The organism is Stenotrophomonas sp. YJH_SMC_94-11 (assembly GCF_059370435.1).
The window spans coordinates 342,305-364,594 of sequence record NZ_JCAFTR010000002.1 but is presented as its reverse complement, the minus strand read 5'-3'; the positions used below and the strand labels follow the sequence as shown (position 1 = coordinate 364,594).

The 22,290-nt window shown below is 64.7% G+C and carries 21 protein-coding genes; 6 read left to right on the top strand and 15 right to left on the bottom strand.

What is annotated here, in order from left to right; genetic code table 11:
- Positions 1-36: 36 nt before the first annotated feature.
- The 3 genes from AC5P74_RS05935 to ppsR all read right to left on the bottom strand — a co-directional run bounded on the left by AC5P74_RS05935 (position 37) and on the right by ppsR (position 2,077).
- Positions 37-525, bottom strand: a complete 489-nt coding sequence (locus AC5P74_RS05935) for an NUDIX hydrolase (RefSeq protein WP_005417168.1) — start codon at positions 523-525, stop codon at positions 37-39.
- Positions 526-567: 42 nt separating this feature from the next.
- Entirely contained in the window at positions 568-1,077 is a 510-nt protein-coding gene (locus AC5P74_RS05930; protein WP_032954273.1) for a DUF1249 domain-containing protein, read from the bottom strand.
- A 178-nt stretch (positions 1,078-1,255) separates the two neighbouring features.
- Positions 1,256-2,077, bottom strand: a complete 822-nt coding sequence (gene ppsR / locus AC5P74_RS05925; protein WP_005417170.1) for a posphoenolpyruvate synthetase regulatory kinase/phosphorylase PpsR — start codon at positions 2,075-2,077, stop codon at positions 1,256-1,258.
- A gap of 144 nt (positions 2,078-2,221) precedes the next feature.
- Between ppsR and ppsA the strand changes: the two genes are divergently transcribed.
- On the top strand, positions 2,222-4,600 hold the full coding sequence (gene ppsA / locus AC5P74_RS05920; protein WP_053499806.1) for a phosphoenolpyruvate synthase: 2,379 nt from the start codon (positions 2,222-2,224) through the stop codon (positions 4,598-4,600).
- Positions 4,601-4,745: 145 nt separating this feature from the next.
- Entirely contained in the window at positions 4,746-5,639 is an 894-nt protein-coding gene (locus AC5P74_RS05915) for a mechanosensitive ion channel family protein (protein ID WP_053499808.1), read from the top strand.
- Positions 5,640-5,770: 131 nt separating this feature from the next.
- On the opposite strand, the gene AC5P74_RS05910 is transcribed toward AC5P74_RS05915, so the two are convergent.
- The 4 genes from AC5P74_RS05910 to tadA all read right to left on the bottom strand — a co-directional run bounded on the left by AC5P74_RS05910 (position 5,771) and on the right by tadA (position 9,282).
- Positions 5,771-6,886 (bottom strand): alkene reductase, encoded by a 1,116-nt coding sequence (locus AC5P74_RS05910; protein ID WP_346607446.1) that lies wholly within the window; start codon positions 6,884-6,886, stop codon positions 5,771-5,773.
- A gap of 207 nt (positions 6,887-7,093) precedes the next feature.
- Positions 7,094-7,966 carry an EcsC family protein gene (locus AC5P74_RS05905; RefSeq protein WP_005417175.1) on the bottom strand — a complete coding sequence of 291 codons (873 nt, stop codon included), beginning with the start codon at positions 7,964-7,966 and terminating at the stop codon, positions 7,094-7,096.
- A gap of 143 nt (positions 7,967-8,109) precedes the next feature.
- A complete protein-coding gene (gene orn, locus AC5P74_RS05900) occupies positions 8,110-8,682 on the bottom strand; it encodes an oligoribonuclease (RefSeq protein ID WP_346607445.1) in 573 nt (190 codons plus the stop codon).
- A gap of 75 nt (positions 8,683-8,757) precedes the next feature.
- Positions 8,758-9,282, bottom strand: coding sequence for a tRNA adenosine(34) deaminase TadA (tadA, locus tag AC5P74_RS05895; RefSeq protein WP_005417177.1), 525 nt, complete (start codon positions 9,280-9,282; stop codon positions 8,758-8,760).
- Positions 9,283-9,466: 184 nt separating this feature from the next.
- Between tadA and AC5P74_RS05890 the strand changes: the two genes are divergently transcribed.
- On the top strand, positions 9,467-9,904 hold the full coding sequence (locus tag AC5P74_RS05890) for an acetyltransferase (RefSeq protein WP_065186149.1): 438 nt from the start codon (positions 9,467-9,469) through the stop codon (positions 9,902-9,904).
- A 34-nt stretch (positions 9,905-9,938) separates the two neighbouring features.
- On the opposite strand, the gene AC5P74_RS05885 is transcribed toward AC5P74_RS05890, so the two are convergent.
- Positions 9,939-10,445 carry a GNAT family N-acetyltransferase gene (locus AC5P74_RS05885; protein ID WP_188239374.1) on the bottom strand — a complete coding sequence of 169 codons (507 nt, stop codon included), beginning with the start codon at positions 10,443-10,445 and terminating at the stop codon, positions 9,939-9,941.
- Between the two features lie 246 nt (positions 10,446-10,691).
- On the opposite strand from AC5P74_RS05885, the gene AC5P74_RS05880 reads away from it, so the two are divergent.
- From AC5P74_RS05880 to AC5P74_RS05870, 3 genes are read left to right on the top strand one after another with little or no spacing between them, the layout of a single operon-like run.
- Positions 10,692-11,363, top strand: a complete 672-nt coding sequence (locus AC5P74_RS05880; RefSeq protein ID WP_346607444.1) for a hypothetical protein — start codon at positions 10,692-10,694, stop codon at positions 11,361-11,363.
- A 43-nt stretch (positions 11,364-11,406) separates the two neighbouring features.
- The gene (locus tag AC5P74_RS05875; RefSeq protein ID WP_346607443.1) at positions 11,407-12,060 is read left to right on the top strand and encodes a hypothetical protein; all 654 of its coding nucleotides are present in this window, start codon (positions 11,407-11,409) and stop codon (positions 12,058-12,060) included.
- The gene (locus AC5P74_RS05870) at positions 12,057-13,382 is read left to right on the top strand and encodes an XVIPCD domain-containing protein (RefSeq protein ID WP_072168084.1); all 1,326 of its coding nucleotides are present in this window, start codon (positions 12,057-12,059) and stop codon (positions 13,380-13,382) included. The genes AC5P74_RS05875 and AC5P74_RS05870 overlap by 4 nt, the downstream gene beginning before the upstream one ends.
- 52 nt (positions 13,383-13,434) lie before the next feature.
- Here the strand turns inward: AC5P74_RS05870 and AC5P74_RS05865 are convergent, their stop codons facing one another.
- From AC5P74_RS05865 to AC5P74_RS05835, 7 genes are all read right to left on the bottom strand, one after another.
- The gene (locus AC5P74_RS05865; RefSeq protein ID WP_495222452.1) at positions 13,435-14,703 is read right to left on the bottom strand and encodes a hypothetical protein; all 1,269 of its coding nucleotides are present in this window, start codon (positions 14,701-14,703) and stop codon (positions 13,435-13,437) included.
- A 97-nt stretch (positions 14,704-14,800) separates the two neighbouring features.
- Positions 14,801-15,808, bottom strand: a complete 1,008-nt coding sequence (locus AC5P74_RS05860) for an XVIPCD domain-containing protein (RefSeq protein WP_065196092.1) — start codon at positions 15,806-15,808, stop codon at positions 14,801-14,803.
- Positions 15,809-15,865: 57 nt separating this feature from the next.
- Positions 15,866-16,402, bottom strand: coding sequence for a hypothetical protein (locus tag AC5P74_RS05855; RefSeq protein ID WP_032954278.1), 537 nt, complete (start codon positions 16,400-16,402; stop codon positions 15,866-15,868).
- 774 nt (positions 16,403-17,176) lie between these two features.
- Complete coding sequence (locus AC5P74_RS05850) at positions 17,177-17,728, bottom strand: DUF4189 domain-containing protein (RefSeq protein WP_329842479.1); 552 nt, start codon at positions 17,726-17,728, stop codon at positions 17,177-17,179.
- A gap of 7 nt (positions 17,729-17,735) precedes the next feature.
- Entirely contained in the window at positions 17,736-18,899 is a 1,164-nt protein-coding gene (locus tag AC5P74_RS05845; protein WP_065196088.1) for a TrbL/VirB6 family protein, read from the bottom strand.
- A gap of 78 nt (positions 18,900-18,977) precedes the next feature.
- Positions 18,978-19,775: a hypothetical protein gene (locus AC5P74_RS05840; protein WP_329842476.1), complete on the bottom strand. Its 798-nt coding sequence runs from the start codon at positions 19,773-19,775 to the stop codon at positions 18,978-18,980.
- 45 nt (positions 19,776-19,820) lie between these two features.
- Positions 19,821-22,262 (bottom strand): VirB4 family type IV secretion/conjugal transfer ATPase, encoded by a 2,442-nt coding sequence (locus AC5P74_RS05835; RefSeq protein ID WP_206620901.1) that lies wholly within the window; start codon positions 22,260-22,262, stop codon positions 19,821-19,823.
- Positions 22,263-22,290 lie beyond the last annotated feature (28 nt).

Below are 22,290 nucleotides of genomic sequence, written 5' to 3'. Positions count from 1 at the left end.
TCCCCGGAATGGTTGGCACCTCCCCGATTCACCGGGTCACAGCCGGCTGTAGGACCAACTGACCATGCGCCCGTCCTTGTACGGCATCACGCCGTGGAACGGGCGCGGGTCGGCGTCGAACACCAGCGGCAGGAAGTTGCGGTCGCCTTCCCACATCGGCAGCGTGTCCAGCTTGTCCAGATCTACCCACTCCAGCGTGCCTTCGTGGTTGCCGCCGTGCGGGGTACCTTCGAAGCTGTCGATGACGAACACGAAGCCCAGCCAGTCTTCGCCGTGCTTGCCGAAACCGGGCCAGCTGAGAGTGCCGCGCAGGCGCATGCCGGTGCAGTCGATGCCGGCTTCCTCGGCAATCTCGCGGCGCATGCTGGCCGCCACGTCCTCGTCCGCTTCGATCTTGCCACCCAGGCCGTTGTACTTGCCGAGGTGATGGTCACCGGGGCGCGTATTGCGATGGATCATCAGCACCTGGCGACGATCGGGCGACAGCACATAGCCCAGAGTGGCGACGATCGGGGTGTACGGCATGGGGCGGCATCCAGCGGCAGGTCAGCCGCGGATTATGGCCGATCAGCGCACGAGCGACAGGCGGCGCTCGGCAGGCGCACCGGCGCCATCGGGGTCACGGCGCAGCGTTGCGACGCCGTGGCCGCGCTCGGCCAGGTATTCCAGCCACTTGCCGAGGAAGGTGTTCATCCGCATGCGATGACTGATTAACTCCGCCGGCGGCGGGTACAGGCCCATGGTGTCCTGCCAGCGGCGGCCGACGTAGCAATGGGTGGTCTCGGCCTGGCGCGCGTCACGGTACAGGCGAACATAGGCCGAGGGATCCGGCTCGCCGGTGACCGGGTCGGCAATGTCGTAGGTCAGCCGCAGTTCCACCGTATAGCGGTGGCACTCGATCACGTCCAGGCGGACATCCAGGCCGTCGCCGATCGAGGAAATGTAGCTGCCCGCCGCCAGTCCCGCCGGTTCGAACAGGCGCACCAGATGGCGGTAGTTCTCCGCGTACAGGCCCATGAGCCAGCTCAGCCGGCTCAGGCGGGGAATGCGTTCGGTACGGGGCAAGGCTCGGGCCATGGGTCGATCCTACACGTTGGTGCTTCAACGTGGGGGCGCCTCAAGCCACAGCCAACCCGTCGGTCGCTGTCACCACTGTAGAGCCGAGCCCATGCTCGGCTGCTGTTCTGGGAGAACCCGGTGGCCCAGCCGAGCGCGGGCTCGGCTCTACGGGCGCAGCCAGGCGTGCCGGTAAGGATCAATACAGCTCGCGCTGCAGCCCCAATGTGGCCAGCACCTTGCTGGAAATCTCCTCGATCGAGGTGTGGGTGGTGCTCAGGGTCGGGATCCGCTCCATGCGGAACATGGTCTCGGCCGCGGCCACCTCCCGCTTGCAGGTGTCCAGGTTCGCGTAGCGCGAGTTCGGACGGCGCTCCTGGCGGATCTGCTGCAGGCGGTCCGGATCGATGGTCAACCCGAACAGCTTGCGCCGGTAGTTGCGCAGGCGCGGCGGCAGGCGGTCGCTTTCCAGGTCTTCGTCGGTCAGCGGGTAGTTGGCCGCGCGCACTCCGTAATGCAGAGCCAGGTAGATGCAGGTGGGCGTCTTGCCGGCGCGCGACACCGCCACCAGGATCACGTCGGCATCGTCATAGTTCACCGCGATGCCGTCGTCATGGGTCAGGGCGAAGTTCATCGCGTTGATGCGGCGGTGGTACGTGTCGAAATCGACCATGCCGTGGGCCTGGCCGACCCGGGCCAGTCGAGGGCTGGCCAGTTCGCGCTCCAGCGGCTCGATGAACGGCGCGAACACATCCAGCATCAGGGCACCGCTGTCGGCCAGGATCAGGCTCAGGCTCTGGTCCACGCAGGAGTTCACCACGATCGGCCGGACCTGGTACCGCTCCCCCGCCGCCTGGATCCGGGCGCAGGCTTCACGCGCTTTTTCAGGGTCGTCGACAAACGACATCCGATCGGTAATGAAGCTGAACCCGGAGAACTGGGTCAGCAGGCTATGCCCAATGGTTTCAGCGGTGATACCGGTTCCATCGGAAACGTAGAACACCGGACGGATGGTCGACATGCGCGCTTTTACCCCCTACGAAGCTTAAAAAGGCCGCCAGCACAAGCTTGTGCCGATGGTGCTCTGCCCGGCATCATATCGGCTTCTTCCTACGGACGCGGCCACTCAGCCCGCCTCGGGCGATGGCCAAACGGAGCATCGCGCTTGAACGAGAACATCCTGTGGTTGCACGAACTGCGTCTGGCCGATCTGGCCCGCGTAGGCGGCAAGAATTCGTCCCTGGGCGAGATGATCGGCAACCTGGCCGGTCTGGGCGTTTCGGTGCCGGGCGGTTATGCCACCACCGCTGAAGCCTTCAAGGACTTCATCGCGCACAACGACCTGTCCAAGCGCATCTTCGACAGGCTGGCCACGCTGGACGTCGAGGACGTCAACGCGCTGACCGCCGCCGGCAAGGAAATCCGCGGCTGGGTAATCGACGCCCCGCTGCAGCCGCAGCTGGACCAGGACATCCGCACCGCCTACGCCAAGCTGAGCGCCGAGAATGGCGGCGGCGACGTGGCCGTGGCCGTGCGTTCGTCTGCCACTGCCGAGGATCTGCCGGATGCGTCCTTCGCCGGCCAGCAGGAAACCTTCCTCAACGTGACCGGTGCCGACGACGTCGTGCACAAGGTCAAGGAAGTGTTCGCCTCGCTGTACAACGACCGCGCCATCGCCTACCGCGTGCACCACGGCTTCAAGCATGAGGACGTGTTCCTGTCCGCCGGCGTGCAGCTGATGGTGCGTTCGGGCGTCGGTTCCTCCGGCGTGCTGTTCACCCTGGACACCGAGTCCGGCTTCCGCGACGTGGTGTTCGTCACCTCCTCGTTCGGCCTGGGCGAGATGGTCGTGCAGGGCGCGGTCAATCCGGACGAATACTACGTCTACAAGCCCACCCTGCAGGCCGGCAAGCCGGCGATCCTGCGCCGCTCGCTCGGCAGCAAGGCGATCCGCATGGTGTATTCGGATGTCCCCGGTGAGCGCGTCCGTATCGAAGACACGCCGGCCGAACTGCGCACCACCTTCTCGATCAGCGACGAGGACGTGCAGGAACTGGCCAAGCAGGCGCTGGTCATCGAAAAGCACTACGGCCGCCCGATGGACATCGAGTGGGCCAAGGACGGTGTCAGCGGCAAGCTGTTCATCGTGCAGGCGCGCCCGGAAACGGTGAAGTCGCGCAGCCACGCCACCCAGATCGAGCGCTTCGCGCTGACCGAGAAGGGCGGCAAGGTGCTGGCCGAGGGCCGTGCCGTCGGCGCCAAGATCGGTTCGGGCGTGGCCCGCGTGGTGAAGACGCTGGACGACATGAACCGCGTGCAGCCCGGCGACGTGCTGATCGCCGACATGACCGATCCGGATTGGGAACCGGTGATGAAGCGCGCCTCGGCCATCGTCACCAACCGCGGTGGCCGCACCTGCCACGCCGCGATCATCGCGCGCGAGCTGGGCGTGCCGGCCGTGGTTGGTTCGGGCAACGCGACCCAGGTCATCGAAGATGGCCAGCTGGTCACCGTCAGCTGCGCTGAAGGCGATACCGGCTTCATCTACGAAGGCAAGCTCGGCTTTGAACGCACCACCACCGATCTGGGCAACATGCCGCCGGCGCCGCTGAAGATCATGATGAACGTGGCCAACCCGGAACGTGCCTTCGACTTCGGCCAGCTGCCGAACGCCGGCATCGGCCTGGCCCGCCTGGAAATGATCATCGCCAGCCACATCGGCATCCATCCGAATGCGCTGCTGGAATACGACCGCCAGGACGCCGCGACCAAGAAGAAGATCGACGAGAAGATCGCCGGCTACGGTGATCCGGTCAGCTTCTACGTCGACCGCCTGGCCGAAGGCATCGCCACCCTCACCGCCTCGGTCGCCCCGAACGCCGTGATCGTGCGCCTGTCGGACTTCAAGTCCAACGAGTACGCCAACCTGATCGGCGGCAGCAACTACGAGCCGCACGAAGAGAACCCGATGATCGGCTTCCGCGGCGCCAGCCGTTACGTCGATCCGAGCTTCTCGGCCGCCTTCGCGCTGGAGTGCAAGGCCGTGCTGCGCGTGCGCAACGAAATGGGCCTGGACAACCTGTGGGTCATGATTCCGTTCGTGCGCACCCTGGAAGAAGGCCGCAAGGTCATCGAGGTGCTGGAACAGAACGGCCTGAAGCAGGGCGAGAACGGCCTGAAGATCATCATGATGTGCGAAGTGCCGTCCAACGCACTGCTCGCCGATGAGTTCCTGGAGATCTTCGACGGCTTCTCGATCGGCTCCAACGACCTGACCCAGCTGAGCCTGGGCCTGGACCGCGACTCGTCGATCGTCGCGCACCTGTTCGACGAACGTAACCCGGCGGTGAAAAAACTGCTGTCGATGGCGATCAAGTCGGCACGTGCCAAGGGCAAGTACGTTGGCATCTGCGGCCAGGGCCCGTCCGATCACCCGGATCTGGCCGAATGGCTGATGCAGGAAGGCATCGAGTCGGTGTCGCTGAACCCGGACACCGTGGTTGATACCTGGCTGCGCCTGGCCAAGCTGAAGGCCAACGGCTGATGCCGTGATGGGCTGACGTCGCGTTCATCGACGTCCGCCCATACTGCTGCTGCACGCAAGCCCCGCCTCTGCGGGGCTTGCTGTTTCTGGCGTCCACGCACGCCCGGCCCCACGCAGACATCGCTACGCAGCAAAGGACTTCCGCATGATCGCCGCCGCACCTCCCGCCCCCGCCGCAACGCCCTGGTTCCACTCGCTCGACTGGGAACGCCTGCTGGAGACCTATGGTGTGCCGCTGCTGGCCGCCATCGTGGTGCTGCTGGTGGGCCTGTGGGTGGCGCGTCGCCTGTCCAACGCGATGCCGCGCGCCACAGCGCGCATGGGCGTGGACCCGATGCTGGGCAGCTTCCTGCGCAACGTGGTGTACGCCGCATCGCTGGTGATCGTGGTGGTGCTGGCCATCGGCACGCTGGGCGTGCAGATCACGCCGCTGCTGGCCGTGCTCGGCACCGCAGGCCTGGCCGTTGGCCTTGCCCTGAAGGATTCGCTGTCCAACATCGCCTCGGGCGTGATGCTGGTGACACTGCGGCCGTTCCGCGTCGGCGACGTGGTCACCGTTGCCGGACAGACCGGCACGGTGCGCGAAGTGCGCATTTTCCAGACCGTCATCACCGGTGCCGACAACCAGCACACCACCATTCCGAACACGCTGATCACCGCCGCACCGATCATCAACCTGACGGCCGAGCCGACCCGCCGCGTCGAACTGGTGATCGGCATCGGCTATGAAGACAACATCCAGCTGGCACGCGACACCGCGCTGGCGCTGATGAAGGCGGACCCGCGCGTGCTGCAGACGCCGGCACCGGACGTGGTGGTGTACGAGTTGGGGGCGCACGCGATCAACCTCGGCATCCGCTGCTACGTGAAGTCGGCCGACTGGTTCGGCACCAAGGTCACGCTGCTGGAGCAGCTGAAGCTGGGCTTCGACAAAGCCGGCATCAACATCCCGTATCCGCAGCAGGACATGCACCTTTACCTGCATGGCAAGGATGGCGGCGTGGTCGAGGCGGACGCGCTAGTGCGCGACAAGCCCTGATCCCAAACAGAAATGCCGGCCAGCGGCCGGCACTACCCTGCCCCGCGCCCCCTGGTAGTGCCGGCCGCTGGCCGGCACCCACCCATCTCCATGCACCGGTAGTGCCGGCCGCTGGCCGGCAGCCTTCAGGATCAGGCCGCGACGCTCTCTTCCAGCGTCGGATAATCAGTGAAGCCCGCCGCGCCACCGCCAAAGAATGTCGCACGATCCGGCGGATTCAGCGCCGCACCGGTACGCAGACGCTCCGGCAAATCCGGGTTGGCGATGAACGGGCGGCCGAAGCCGATCAGGTCAGCCCAGCCTTCAGCCAGTGCCTGCTCGGCGCGTTCGGCGGTGTACTTGCCAGCGTAGATCAGCGTCCCCGGGTAGACCATGCGCAGCGCCTGCTTGAACGCCACCGGCATCAGCGGTGCATCGTCCCAGTCGGCTTCGGCGATGTGCAGGTAGCCCACGCCCAGCTCAGCCAGCAGGTGCGCCGCGGCCAGATAGGTCGCCTGTGGCGTATCGTCCACCGCGCCCTGCAACGTGGTCAGTGGCGCCAGACGGACACCGACGCGGTCACCACCGGCTACGGCCGTCACCGCCTGCACGACCTCTCGCAGGAAACGCAGCCGGTTCTGCAACGCGCCGCCATAGCCGTCGGTGCGCCGGTTGGCCTGCGAGTCGATGAACTGGTTGATCAGGTAGCCATTGGCACCGTGCAGCTCGACGCCATCGAAGCCTGCGTCCAGCGCGTTGCGTGCCGCCTGGGCGTAGTCGGCGACGATGCCGGGAATCTCGTCTTCGCGCAGCGCGCGCGGCATCGAATGCTGGATCATTTCGCCCACCCCGGCTTCGGGACCTGCCCCGGTCGGGTCGACGAACACCTGCACGCCTTCCGCCAACAACGCCGACGACGATACCGGGGCGGCGCCGCCCGGCTGCAGGGCCACGTGCGAGACCCGGCCCACATGCCACAGCTGGGCGTAGATGCGGCCGCCAGCGGCGTGCACCGCATCGGTCACCCGACGCCAGCCCTGCACCTGTTCCGGGCTGTGGATGCCCGGGGTCCAGGCATAGCCCTGGCCCTGCGGGCTGATCTGGGTGCCCTCGCTGACGATCAGGCCGGCACTGGCGCGTTGGGCGTAGTAGGCGGCCATGTCCGCGGTGGCGACGTTGCCGTCGGCGGCACGCGAGCGGGTCATCGGCGGCATCACGATGCGGTTGGGCAGGGTCAAGGCGCCCAAGCGGTGGGGAGTGAACAACATGGCGGCGATCTCTTGCGGGGGGACTGCCGCAAAGGATGGGGATGCCAGCTGCCAGGCAACAGGCATGCACTGGCAAAACAGTTGTTCCCCGAAGGCAAGGATGGCCAGCCGGGGGGCAGAGCCCCTTCCTGCGGAACGGGATCCGGCCCCGCGCGCAACCGGGGTCGGGTCCCTTTGCAACGCAAAGGGCTCCGACCCCGAAGCCGGTTACAGCGTGGGTTCGATCAGCACGCCGCCATGCGCCACGCGGTCATAGCAGGCGCGCACCACATCTTCCCCGTACTTCAACTCCAGCCGGCGCACGATGAAGTGACCACGCGCCATGTCCTGGTAGTAATCGGTGAACATGGTATTCAGTGTTGCACCCGCGGCGGCACCAACGATCGGCACCGCCTGCGCAGCGAATTTCTCGGTAACAACCACGCCGAAGCGCGCCGCCACCTTCTCCACCATCTTCGCCAGCAGCTTGCCGGCTTCCTTCGGCGCCACGCCCAGCGTCAGGTCGCGGCCGGTCACCACCCGCCCGGCCAGCTCGGCCGACAGGTGGCGCATCACATCGGTGGTGAAGCCGCGGGCCAGGTAATAGCCCGTCTCGCTGGCGTCATCACGCGGCGAGTTGCCGCCCAGCGCGAACACTTCCAGGCACGCCTGGCGGGTGCTGAACTCGGACAGGTCAAACCCCTCGCTGCGGGCGACGTCGGCCACCGCACGCATCATGATCGTGGTCGACACCGGCAACTCGATGAGCAGGGCGGCAAAGCCGAAGGCACCGCCGACCGCACCGGAGGTGGCTGCCGCCAATTTGTGCCAGCGGGTCGACGCTCCCTTGCCGGGCGAGTTGTCCATGCTCCACAGGGCTGCCTGCGCCGACTTGGACAGTGCCGCCTGCACCGCACCGTGGATGCGGTTGGAGACCGAACTGGGCAGCGCCTTCACCGCGAACTCCAGCGGCGTACCGACCAGGTTCGCCATGCGCGCGGTCAGGGTCGGCGCTTCCAGCAGCGCCACCGCGCGCTGCAGGTCGGACCAGTCGCGGGCGTCATGGGCGATGTCGCGGGGAAGCAGGATGGGCTCGTTCATGGCGCCGATCTTAGCGCCCGGAAGTTGAACGGTTCGTCGTGGGTCACCACAGAAGGCGCGGATCCCGCGCCTTGCCGGCCAGCGGCCGGCACTACCCGTTGGTGTGTCACCCGGTGGCGCCGGGCCATGCCCGACGGCGTCGTTCAGGCAGCCGGCAGGCCCGACAGCGCGCCCATGAACTGGCGGTAGTGGCGCAGCTCGGCAATTGAATCGTGCACGTCGCTCAGCGCGGTATGGTTGCTGTTCTTGCCGACGCCGGCGGCCACGCTCGGCGCCCAGCGCTTGGCCAGTTCCTTCACCGTGGACACGTCCAGGTTGCGGTAGTGGAAGTACTTCTCCAGCCTCGGCATCTGGCGGTGCAGGAAGCGGCGATCCTGGCAGATCGAGTTGCCGCACATCGGCGACAGGCCGGCCGGAATCCACTGCGCCAGGAAGTTCACCGTCCGCGCTTCGGCTTGGCCCAGGGTGGTGGTGCTGTCCACCACGCGCTGCCACAGGCCGGAACGACGGTGCTGGTTGCGGTTCCACTCATCCATCGCTTCCAGCGTTTCCAGTGGATGGTGGATGGCAAACTCGGGGCCTTCAGCCAGCACATTGAGCTGGGCATCGGTGACCACTGTAGCGATCTCGATGATCGAATCGTTGTCGGTATCCAACCCGGTCATCTCCAGGTCGATCCAGATCAGTCGCTCGTTGGCCGCGCCGGTGTCCGCCATTGTGTCGCCTCGTTGCTGGGCAGGCGCGCGGCCTACCGGTGAAGGAAAGAGGCGCCCATCATACCCGTTCGCCCCTCAGCCCTCGCCCGCATGGTCTTCCAGCAGCAACGGCGGCTTGCCGCGCTTGGCGCGGAAATAATTGGTCAGGCGCATGCTGGCCTCCTTGGCCAGCACCCCACCGTGGATTTCCACCCGGTGATTGTGCCGGGCATCACCCAGCAGGTCGAACACGCTGCCGCAGGCGCCGGTCTTGGGGTCGCTGGCGCCGTAGACCAAGCGGGCGACGCGTGCATGCACGATGGCCATCGCGCACATCGCGCAGGGTTCGAGGGTCACGTACAGGGTGCTGCCGAGCAGCCGATGATTGGCCAGCCGCGTGCCGCCGGCGCGCATGGCCACGATCTCGGCATGCGCACTGGGATCGTGCGAGGCGATGTTGAGGTTCCAGCCCTCGCCCAGCAGCTGGCCATCGGCGCCCACCAGTACCGCACCGACCGGAATCTCGTCGAACTCGCGCTGCGCACGCTCAGCCAGCGCCAGCGCATGGCGCATCCAGTGTTCATCGGCGTCGTGCACCGGTACACCCAGGGCATCGGTCATGGCGGTTCTCGCGTGTCTGCAGGGCCAGGATGGCCGCCGGGGCCGCATTGTACGCCCGCGGCCGTGCAGGCGGCGCGGGTATCGGCGGTGCCATTGCGCGCGACCGGCGGTCCAAGCAGCGAGCGCGCTGAAGCCAGGCTGCAGGCCTCATACTGAGCCCTTCCGCAAGCACCTTGGTGAACCCATGACCACCCTCCGTCCCTCGCGCGCCGATGACGGCGCCGCCCTCGTCGACCTCTGGCGCCGTGCCGTCGACGCCACCCACGACTTCCTCAGCGCCGAAGACCGCCAGGCCATCGATGCCGAAGTCGCCAGCTTCCTGCCGCAGGCGCCGATGACCGTTGCGGTCGACGCTCAGGACCGCCCCCTTGGCTTCATGCTGATCGACGGCACGCACATGGAAGCGCTGTTCATCGATCCGGACGTGCGCGGCACTGGTATCGGCCGGCAACTGCTGCAGCACGCGCTGGCCCGGCATCCGCAGCTGAGTACCGACGTGAATGAGCAGAACGCACAGGCCGTTGGCTTCTACCTGCGCATGGGCTTCGTCGAAACCGGGCGCTCACCGCTAGATTCGCAGGGCCGTCCGTATCCTCTGATCCATCTCCGGCACGACGGCTGACATTGGACGGATATTCGAGGCCCGCCCCCGATCATCAGGCCGTGGCTTCGAATGCCGGTGAGTACTGCACCTCTCCCTGCGCCATCGACGGCCTCAGGTGCAGCGCCTGGAAGTACTCTGGCGGCACACCCGGCAGCACCAGGCCGGGCTCGGCGCGGAATCCGAATCGACCGTAGTACGCGGGTTCTCCCAGCAATACGCAGCCCTGCGCCCCCTGCTCACGCAGTGCCTCAAGCGCCGCATGCATCAGCGCCGCGCCGACACCCTGCCCCTGCCATCCGGGCAGCACCGAGATTGGTCCCAGGCCAAACCAGCCCGTACTGCCATCGCTGACCGTCACCGGCGACAAGGCAACATGCCCGACGACCTGCCCGTCCTTCTCGGCGACCAGCGAGAGACTCAGCTCTCCACGCGAACGCAGTGCATCCACAATGAACTGCTCGGTGTGGCTGCTGTGCGGGGCTTCGCGGAAGGCTGCCTCGGTGAGTGCGTGGATGACAGCGCGGTCTTCGCGGATTTCAGGGCGGATCGTGCAGTTCAAGGAGAGCGCCTTCAATGAAGTGATGGATATGTGAATGATTGATTTCAGTCACGGATTCAGCCGCAGACCTGCCTCCGGCAGCAATGCCAACGTGATGATCGCGAGCCTTGTGCGGCAAGCGATCCGCCCGGGCAATGCCTCGCCGGGGCGTCAAAAATCCGTCTCCAAGGGTGGCACAGCGCTCCCGGCACGTTCCATAATCGAGAAACCTGCCACCCAGGAAGGATAGATGGACATGGACGCACGATGCAGGCTCGCGCCATGCGTGTAGCTCGCCCCGAACCCAGGGGGCGGCCGCTGCTGGCATTGCTCGCCCTCGTCCCGCTGGCGGCATGTTCGCCCTACGCCGACGCCGAGCGTGACGTCGCCGCGGGTGGACGCGGCCTGGCCAAACTCAACCCGGCGCCGAAGCAGGCCTACGAACTGGTGCTGACACTGAAGGACGCGCCGGGCCCGTTCGCGATCGTGGAGGGCGTGGCCCAGTACGACGTCAGCAACTACGAAGACTGCGGGCGGATACTGCCTGCAACAGGCACTGCGGGCCGCATCACCAGCCAAGAGCCCGTCACCCTGCACAAGGTCAGCGAGAACGAGTACCGCGGTACGTTCTACCTGGACCGCATGCTGGATGAGGACTACTACGGGCGCGGCGCCTGCGATTGGACGCTGACGGGCGTCGGTGCGATGTTGCGCGCTACGACCAGCAAGGCGGATACGCGATTCCTGACGTTCGTCGACAAAGAGCAGGTGGAAGCGGAGAAGCAGTTGACACGGTTCTACCCGCGCGCAGATTACCCGCGAATCGCAGAGATCCCCGGATACGGAGCGAGCGGTCAAGATGATCCGACCCGCTATCACGCCGATCTACGCAACGCGCTGTTCTCATCCACCACCACTGTGCAGAAGCTCGTGCCATGAGCCGCCAGTGCCACATTCACCCTTACACACCAGGAGCCCGACATTGCGCCACAAGATGATTCCGTGCCTTGCTCTGCTTCTGTTGACCGCCTGCCATCCGGAGACCGCCATGAACCAGGAACGTGCCGCTGCTGAAGCCGATGTCGCCCAGGGTGGGCGCGGCCTCGCCAAGCTCAACCCCAGCCCGCGCAAGGCTTATGAACTGGTGCTGCGCCTGAAGGACGCCCCGGGTGATTTCGCTGTAGTTGAAGGCGTGGCCCAGTACGACGTCACCAACGAAGACCAGTGCGGCCACATCGAGCCGGCCACCGGCACGGCTGCACGGATTACCAGCCAGGAGCCGGTGGAACTGCGCAAGGTCGCTGATGGCGAGTACCGGGGCACGCTGTATGTGGACCGCATGCTGGATGAAGACTACTACGGTCGTGGCGTGTGCAAGTGGGAGTTCACCGGCGCCGGGGCAATGCTGAAGGCAACGGGTGCTGAAGAAGAGACCCGTTTCCTGACTTTCGTCAAGGCCGAACCGCTGACTGAAGGCAAGACCCACACGCTTTACTATCCGGACGCAGCCTATCCGCGGGCACCACTTGCTGCCAACTATCCGGCCACCGGCAAGGCTGACCCGGCTGACTACGTTGCTGAACTTCAGGGCAAGTTGTTCACGATGAGTCTCAGCGCCAGCGAGGTCACCCCATGACCATCAGCACGCAGGATTATGCGGCGCTTTCCGACGATGCCTACAAGGATCGCGCTGTCGGCCGGAGGCGTCCGGGGGAAGAAGAGCTCGTCACGATCAACGGGCATGAATACAAGATTCTCGATCACGTCAATAATCGGCTCAATGGTTACCAAGGCACGGTTTATCAGCGAGCCGACACCAACGAGATCGTGGTCGCTCATCGCGGCACCGAGCAGATAGCTCGTGATGCCATCCTGACCGACGGCGGCATGGTCGTCGCCCGCACCAATGTGCAAGCGCCCGATGCCATTGCGTTGACCAAGAGTGCACTGGATTACGCGAAGCAGGACGCCGCCTTTGGAGGCCGTGCTCCTGAGGTCACTGTCACCGGCCACTCCCTCGGCGGCGCTCTGGCCCAGATCACCTCGCACCATTTCAACGTCAAGGGCGAGACCTTCAACGCCTATGGCGCGGTCAGCCTCAGCTACCGCATCCCGGAAGGCGGCAACACCATGATCAACCATGTCATGGCCTCCGATCCGGTCAGCGCGGCGTCGCCGCACTTCGGCCAGGTGCGCATCTACGCCAGGCCGAATGAAATCAGCACGCTCGCCGCGAACGGTTTCAGCAATCACTCGTTGCGCGCCCTTATCCCCGACCGGCCGATCATCGCCGCAGGCAGCTCGTTCGGCGCGCACAAGCTGGGCAACTTCCTCGGTGACGGCTCGGTGCTGCAGCACCCGGAAACGCAGAAGCTGGCAAAAGACAACGCCAGGATGATCGAGGAGTACCGCGACGACGTTGAATCACTGCGCCGTGGTGTCACCCGCGCGGCGCGGGGCATTCCAGGCGGCGCCGTCGACCTGTACGACCACATCCGCGGCCCGCTGCAGCCCGGTGAGCCGGCACGCCGCGAAGCGGAGAAGAACGGCCATCACACCAGCATGCTGCGAATGGACGATGCCAACCATGTGGGCAACCCACTGTTCAACGACGCGATCCGTGGCGTGCACGCGCAGGATGTCCGCGTCGGCCGGGTACCAGACGTGATGAGCACGCAACTGGCAGGCAGCCTGGCCGCCGAAATGCACGCAGCAGGCGGCAAGCGCATCGACGAAGTGGTCATGAATGCCGATGCCTCGCGCAGCTTCGCCGTGCAGGGCCAGGGCGGTGACCCCGCCCACCTTCGTGTGTCGGTGGATACGGCAGTGGCGATGAACACCCCGCTGGAACAGAGCAGCCAGCGCATCGACCAGCAGGCCGCCGACCAGCGCGTTGCGCTGGAGCGCGACCAGCAGCTGGAACAGCAGCGGAACCAGACCCGCAGCCTGCAGGCCTGATGCAGCGCGGGAGCCGGTCAGCCCGGCTCCCGCATCACTTCGAGACTCCGGCTCAGGGGCTGGACGCTGCCATTGGCACGGATGCTGCGGCCGTCACGAACAGATCGGGCCCGGAATCCGGGAATCCGCCACAGGCGCGATCGCCGGGTGCCACCGGGTCACAGGGCCACTGCGCGCGCGCGACCTTCTCGCGCAGCTCGAAGCGATCACCGGTCCAGACCACGAACGCGATGTGCTCACGGTTCCAGTCACTGTAGGCGCGCGGACCACCCTTCTGCGCCGACTCCGGGTATTGCACGAACCAACGCATGGCCGGGCCGTACTGCAGCTTGCTGTGGTCCAGGCTGATCCGGCCCTCACGCGACAGCTGGCGCGCACGATCGGCCTCCGTGACCGGGGGCATCGTCGGCATGGCATCGGCGGTCACATCCCGCGGCGCCGCATCCCCGCGGACCTGGTACACACGCTGGGCCACATAAGCCTCGCGGCAATCACCTGCGGGTACGCGGACCGGCTCCGCGCCGTACTCATCACGGTTGGCGACCTGGTCGCTGCAGGTGAACGGCGCCGACACCAGATAGAACGTGCTGTCGGCGTCGCGCCCTTCCAGCGAACGCACCCAGATGTCGCCCATCCGCACGATGAAGTCCGGGCGCTGGCCATAGCCCGGCACAGCCTTGAACCAGGCCTTCTGCCGCACCTCACGCTCGCGCCAGCTGCGCGGCAGGTGGATGTCCTGCGCGGGCAGCGCGACCAGCAACGCGGCCAGATGCGCCGGCATGGTGCCCTGGCAGGCGCCAATCAGCAGGTCGCCCTGAGTCGCCAGCCGCCCGGCCAGATCCACCGGGCAGCGGGCACCGAGCGCCCGCTCGGTCGCCTGCTCTGGCGGCAACGGCACGATGGCCAATGCGGGCGGAGCGGGGGCTACCGCGGGAACGGTTGGCTCGACGGAGGCGGGCGGTGCAGCCACAGGTGCCGCCGCTGCGGGCGCAACGGGCGCCGGCGCCGGATCCGCAGTCGGCGCCGGCTGTGCATCCACCACAGGTGTCGCAGGGGGTGTCACGGCAGCCGACACCTCGGGCGTCGGCGCCGCGACAACGGCGTCGGCCGCCGCGGGCGCTGCAACGGGCGCCGCCTCTGCAGGCGCCTCAACGGTAGCCTCGGCAGCGGGGGGCATCTCCACCACAGGTGCCGCTGCCTCCTGAGCCTGTGCCGACGCTGCGGCAAGTCCAAGTGACAACAGCCAGACCGGCGGCAGGCAGCGCACGGATGCAGTGCAGCGGGCAGCGGCGTGCAGGGTATTCGAGGGAACGATTCGCATGTGGTGTCCTTACGGGTGGGTTTCCATGTCGGCGCCACAGGGCGCCACGCGTCGTACGTAAAGCGCCTGCGGGCACTCTGCCCGCCGGCATCAGGTGCTACAGGGATCGAGAGCGCTGCTCCTGCTCGCGGGCGAGCACGGCCGCAGGGTCCTGCTGGGCGACACTGGCGGCCAACTGCTGGCTGCTCTGCGCCAGCGGCTGCTGCGCCGCCTGTTCGCGCTCGACCGAAGCGCGCAGCATGGCCGGGTCACCCAGCGCGCCCTGCACGGCAAACAACGTGCGGCCGTCGTTGCCAGCCAGGAGATGATCGATGCGCGACATCCCCGCCTTCTGCGCGCTCAGCGCCAGTGCGCCGGCAGCATTGTCCAGTTCCTGCACGCTGCGCAGACCGCTTTGTGGTCCCATCTGCTGGAGATGGTGGCGGGCGCCCTGGAACAGGGCATGCCCCGGCGCGCCAGGCTGCGACATGTCGCGCACGGTGGCCTGCTGGGCCGGCGCCCCGACTTCGCCCCGCTCCAGCCGCGCCATCACATCAGGCGTCAGCTTCTGCTGCCACACCTCGAATCGCTGCTGGCGGGCCTCGATGCCGTTCAGGCCACCATTGATCGCGCGCGTCGCTTCGCGCACGTCCTCGCGCGCCGCTTCCGGCACCCGCGTCTGCCACTGCCACACGGCAATGCGGCCAGCGTGCTCGGGCTGCGCGGCCAGTTCCGGGTGGTTCACCAGGTCCAGATCCAGCGCCTTGCCGGCACGCTCGTAATTCTCCTTGCCGACCAGAGGCAGATAGCCACGGCCGTGATACTTCAACGCATCGCCAGGCGCGTCATTGCCCATACGCCCGCCATACATCAGTTCGGCCAGGTTCTCCGGCCGACCACGCAGCGCCTCCTGGCGCGCGCTCTCAAGCGCACCATTGCCATTGCGCCACGCCGCTTCCACCGGGATCTGCGAGATACCCCGGGTGAAGTTGAAACTTTCATTGAGCCGGCTCAGGCCACGGGACTCGTGCCCGGCCTGCGCCATGAAGTTGGCCAGTTCCCGGGACGAGGTCATGCCGGCCTCCGTGGCCTGCCGCAACAGCTGCGACTCCCTATCCTGCGACACGGTGAAACTCCTGCTCGATCATCGTTGGATACTCCCGCCTCCTCACCGGCATGGCACTCAGGGCAAGCTGACGTCGGCGACGACGGACGGATCGAAATCCTCGAACCGCACCCGGCCAAGTTCGGCAGCCGAGAAGTCACGCGTATGGGTGGCCTCGGTCTCGGTGTCGACCACCCTGCGCTGCACGCCATGCACCCAGCACGCCTGCTCGGCAGGTGCATACCGGAACGTGTAGACGCTGCTCCAGCGTTCGCGACTGCCGCCGTTGGTGATCACACTGAACGCACCATCCTCGATGGTCACGTACGCGAAGGGATCGCCGGCAATGCCTCCCCGGGTGGAACACGGCACCAGCTTGTCGTTGCGCGCCGCCAACTGCCATCGGCCCGTGGCGTCGCCCAGCAGCAGCAACAGCACCCGGTTGGGACCGTGCTCGCCGGGCAGCAAGCCCTCCGGAGGAGGTTGGTCGATCACCAGCAGCTGGTCCTGGAAACCATTGCCAGTCAGATCACCGCGCACGGCTTCCAGCAGGTTCGCGCCGGACGGAACGAACGCCAAGGCATTGTCCATGTGTACGCCACTCCCCTTCTCCATCCCCTGCAACTCCTTCAATCCCGTCCTGCCAGTTCCCGAGCGGAGGCCGGAAACGGGGCGATGCCTCGCACGTGCCCTGCGGCCGCCATGGCGGATGATAGCCCCGAGCCCACGGCAACCGCGATGGTGGCAAGCGTCACCCGCATCGCGGGGGGGCACAGTCCTCATGGACGGAAAAGCTCCTGCGTTCGATGGCACCGGCGCGCCGGGATTTTGACGCGCACGCAGCTTACTTCGAGGAGGCGGGGCTCGTCGAAGGGGGCTTGGGATGAAAAGCGCACTTGATCACATAAAAAGCGCGGTTAACGTGAATGGATGCCTACCCACCCCTGCCGTCGGGCACCGCGCTGGAGTGTGCCCGGGCGTTCACAACAGCCACATGGCTGCGCATATGCCATGGGGACGCTCAGCGCTGTCTGGAAGAATCTGGCTGCCAATGTGAGACGCATCAGCAAACAAAAGTGTCGTGGGGATCAGGCCCATGCCGCCCCGCTGCGCCAACTGTGCGGGCATGCGATTGCTAAAGGCAACGGCCAGAGAATGCTTGTTCACCAGCGCTATTGTGCTAAGCGAAGTCGACGCCAAAATCACCATGCCCCAAACTGGGGCATCCCCCATGCAACTGCATTCAAGTGACTAGTGACGACACCCAGCATTACCACCTTGATCAGCAGTTCCGGCCTGCCCATAAATGAGATGGCCTGCTCTTCAGCAGGCCATGCCCATCATGCAAAGGCCGATTCATAATCCCACCTATGACTCAACTGGCATAGATCAGAAAGATTCAAATATTGGCTCAGCACAATCCGTGTACAACACCTTGCATTGCCCACCACCGTTCTTCGCACAGTAGGAGAGAACCCGCCTGGTCGCCTCCTCTCTTGAGCCGGCGACCGAGATTGAAACTATGCCCTTACTGCCCGGCTCGGGATTGGCATATGCAACGCACTGATTCTTATAGGTCGTACTAACTTTGCAGTCAGTCGCGCCATGGGTTGCGCAACGCGACAATGCCTCAGATTCCGCCTCTCGTTTAGATCGCTTTCCCACTGAAGCCCCCATGTCGCCGGTTACCACAGCGTCTGCAATAGCCCCCCAAGTTTTGATCCAACGACCAGTCGCAACAGGACCACTTTGCCCTTCCCCTGCCCCTGAGCCAGGTATTGGGGCACAGCCACCAACCCCCTTCTGCTCGTCGCCCACTGGATACTGCCCAGGCGGGCATCGGCCTTCTGCTTGGGCGTTCCCGGCTAACAATAAGATCAGGAAAATCCCAGTCGCGATAATGAAGGCCGAGATATTCTTCACGTCACCACTCCGATACATATGGAAATTACTGCTTACCAGGATGAGCCGCTCGCAAGCCAGTATCAACCACTCTTGTTGAATCTGATTGTGGCAAAGTCATGCGCGCAGCTGAGTGCTTATCGTGGACACCATCATCCGCCCCTGCGCGCCCCTTCTCCGGAGCGGCCGGCGTGTAGTAGCTACCCGGCGGCTGCCCATTCGGGCCCGGCGCCTGCGCCACCGGGCTGCCACCTATCTGCGAATATGCCATGAAGCTGCCCAAGGTGCCCTGGAAGAACATGGCCGCCATTGGGGGCGCAGTCAGAATCAACGTCGTCAGGATCAATCCCATGCCGCCCTGCTGCATCGCCTGACTGGTCATACCGTCACTGGACGCGCCCATGAGCGGGAACTTGTTCACAAGCGCCGTCATCCAGAACGAAGCCGACACGCGGATCACCATGTCCAGCGCGATCGAGACCATCGCCGCCAGTACCGCCATGGAGAACATGGTTCCAATACCGTAGAACAGCCATCGCTGGAACAGCTGCTTGGTCTGGTCGAACAGAAGGCACAGAATGAACAGTGGTCCCAAGCCGATGAACAGGGCCATCGCGACCTCATACAGCAGCAGCATTGAACCTGCCGTCACCGCAGGGCCACCCGTGCCCAGGCCGATGAACCACATCGCGCGGGTCTTGTCAGCCTGCAGCTCGGGATCATTGAGAATCTTGATGCCATCGATGCTGGACAGCGCCACCTGCATCCAGGCAAGGCTCTTGTCGATCTGCGCCTCGGGCTTTTCATCCTTGCCGGTCACAACGTGCGTGATCAGGCCCTTCACGTCTTCCGTCAGGAATTCATGGAGGTCGCGACCGAACATGCCCATGCTCGTCGCCACCGCCACGATCAGGGCGGCGCGCGCCATGTTGGTCACAAGGATCATCATCGAGTCCCGGCTGCGGCCGGTGACGATCCGATAGCCCTGTACCAGCACCCACAGGGTCATCAGGGTCAGCGCGATGCCGCCGACCCACGTCATCATGTTCTCCATCAAATGGAAGCCGAACTTGCCAATCCTGTCGCGCAGGTAGTCAAGAATCAGCTTGAAGAACACGAAGTCGCCGATCGACTGGATACGCACAGCGTGCTCCATCAGATCCTGGAACCCGCCCGAAAAATCAAAGTTGGCAATCGACCTGATCGTCATTCCTGCAATCCCTTGGTAATACCGCTTTTGCACCGGTGGCCGCCCCTTGCACTTGCTCTGGCCACCCCACCGCCTGCCTCAATCGATGGACAGTGCAGCCTTCAGCGCGACTGTCTTCACCAGATCGCTCGCAAGGGTCTTGGTGGGATCTCCCTTGAGCGCCGCCTGTGCCACAATCTTCTGGTTGGCTTCCATGACTTCAATGTAGGCATCGTAAGAACGCATGCGTCCTTCCCAGCTCTGCGCTGCCACTTCCAGGTTGTTGGCCATGCGGGTCGCTTCGCTGTCCGAACCCTGGACGTTGCCCTGATCATTGCTGAAGATGCGCAGATCGAATATTTCCTTCAGGCCCGACTCCATCTGGGGAATGGACTGCGCGAGGAACATGACCGAATCGTTGTACTTGCGATTCTGCATCATGCGGATGTTCACGCAGATCTGGGTCTGCTGCTCCTTCATGTCACCGGTCGGATTGAACACAAGACTCTTGAAAAGATCGCCGGGCGAGAAACTGCTCTTGCTGCCACAGGTTTCCGCCACCAGATAGTCCGCAGGCACGGGTACCAACGGCTGCCCCTCCGGCAGGCCGATCTTGCGCATCTGAGCCTGCACCTTCACCAGCGCCTGAGCGTACTGGTCCAGCGTCCTTTTCCAACGCTCTGCCTGCTCGGCATACTCGGCAGCGTCGGCCGCGTAACTGGTGATCGAGTTCTTGTACTCATAGATGGCCTGCATCAGGTTCGAGTAATCAAACACCGGCCAGCCTGCGTTCGCCGTCGTGGTTGCCAATGACATCACGGCGCCCAATGCCAGCGCGCTCAGTCTCGTGCTGCGCGGCATACGGGCCTGCTTACTGTTCTTGTGCGGACTGTTCATCATCGTCTCCATAGTCGGTCGTTCAAGAGCGTCGGGACACCCGACTCACGCCACAGCTTCCGTACTCGCCGTCTTGCCCGAACCCTTTCGATTCTTGTAGAAATCTTCCAGCCACTGCTCCGGCGTCAGCTCATCCACGGTGATCCGGTTGCGGACTGCAGCGGTCTGCAACACCCGATGCATGATGTCGATGTTGTCGGTCGAGGCCGAGATCACCGAGAGGATGTCGTCCATGCCACGCAGGTTGAGCTGGCAGACGCTGGACGCATGGCCCTGCTTGACCAGGAAGCAGCGCGAGCGCTCGTCCAGGGCGGTAACCACCCTGAACTCGGCCTCGGTCAGCTTCAGGCCGTCCATGTAATCGCTCTTGCTGGCATTCGGGTTGGGCAGAAGGATCAGCGTGGCGGTCTGTTCAATCAGCGCGGCGGAGATGTCACTCTTCAGTGCATCTTCCGGGCTCTGCGTTGCGAAGATGCCCAGACCGTTCTGCTTACGGATGGTCTTCTGCTTGTTCTTCGCGAATTCCTTCAGGCCACCCTCGCCGTCCAGGATCTTCCAGAATTCGTCCATCACGTAGATCAGCGGACGACCATCGATCAGCGACTCCAGGCGGTGCAGCAGGTAATTGATGACCGGCACGCGCACTTCGGGGTTGTCGATGATGTCGGTGTAGTCGAAGCCGATGATGTTGGCCTTGCTCAGGTCAACGGTATCGACCGGATTGTCGAAGACCCAGCCCAGCGAATTGCCCGAGGTCCAGCGGCGCATGCGCGCGTAGAGCCCGTCGTCACCCATGTTGGGCAGGCTCTTCTGGAAGTTGGTCATGCTGCGCAGGTGCATCGGCGTATCGAGCATGCTCTCTACAGCGCGGTAGATATCCTCTTCCTCGCGGGCGCTGTACTCACGCTTGCCGGCCAGCACCTTGATCAGGTCGGCCAAGAACTGCACGTTGGCTTCATTGTTTTCGCACTGGAACGGGTTGAAGCCGGTCGGCGCGCCGTTCTCCAGGGCCAGATAGTTACCACCGCAGGCACGGACGAAGATCTCCGCACCACGATCCTTGTCGAAGAAGAAGATGGTCGGCGACGGCTCGTACTTCTGCACCTGGCTGAGCAGGAAGTTGATCAGCGCGGTCTTACCGGTACCGGACTTGCCGATCACCATGGTGTTGGCGATCGCCTTCTCGCCCAGCGAGTTTTCCGACGGATGGGTCGCGTGGAAATTGAAATAGTACGGCTGGCCGTTGGTGGTCTGCAGCGTGGTGACGCAGTCGCCCCACGGGTTATTGTGCTGCTTGCCGGTCGCGAAGTTGTGCAGCGGCGACAGGCCCAGGAAGTTCAGCGAGCTGACATTGGCCAGGCGGGTGCGATAGCGCCAGTTGGCCGGCAGCTGCGAATAGAAGGACGAGGCGACCGCCAGGTCTTCCTTGGTCGACACGAAACCCGCATTGGACAGCTCGGCGCGCGTCGTGGCCACGTTCTGCGACAGTTTGGCCTGGCTGTCGCCGTAGACCGTCATGATGAAGTGGTACTCGCCCAGCACGAAATTACCCGACGACAGCTGGTCCATCGCCTGGTCCAGCTCGACGATCTGGCTGACTGCCTTGTCGCCGGAGGAGATCATCATGCCCTTGGTGCGGTCGAGCACCTTGAGCGCGTCCTGACGCCCCATCGGGCTGAACGAATGGGTGATGACGTACTCGTAGTCCAGGTACTTCAGGCCGTTGAGGATGCCCGGGTAAGTTCCCTCGGCATACTCCTTGATGTTCAGGATGGCGCCGAAGTGGTTGGTACCATTGGGGGTATTGATGACGAAGTCACCGGTCTTGGACGAGAACATGTGCCGGCTGACCGGCAGGTAGTCCTTGATTGGTGCCGACAGCACCGGGACCGGCTCGTCAATGCGATTGATCAGGTAGCCGAACAGCTCCAGCGTTTCCGAGAACACCACGCCATTCTTGGCCTCATACATGCCCAGGCGATACGGCGCGTAGTCGCGGATCACGGCCTCGACGTTGCCGGCCAGTTCCATCAGCTTTTCGACTGCCTGCTCCTGCTCCGCGCGCAGCTTGTCCACGTTCGCCGACTTCTCGACGAAGCGCTTACCCGCCACCACGGGGCGATAGATCATGGTCAGGTACAGCTCGTTCTGCATGATGCGCTGCGAGGACAGCATGCCCATGTACTGATCGGACACGTCCTGGTTGAAGCGCTGCTTGTAGTTGCTCTTGCCCTTCAGGGTGCGGCGACGACGGATGTCATGCACCCAGAACGCCACGTTCACGAAGTCGGGAGCACGCAGCGTCTGCAGCAGGCGGTTGAACGTGTTGTGGCGATGCTCCAGCTCCCACTCCTCACGGCCGACGAACGGCAGCCCTTCCAGATGCCAGGTCAGCAGGTAGTCGCCGCCCGTGGTCTTGACCACGTTCGGGGCGACGTGCGACGACAATGGAATGAACTCGCTGATGGAGGTGTCTGGGCTGAACATACGACTGCTTCCAAAGAGGTACTGCCAA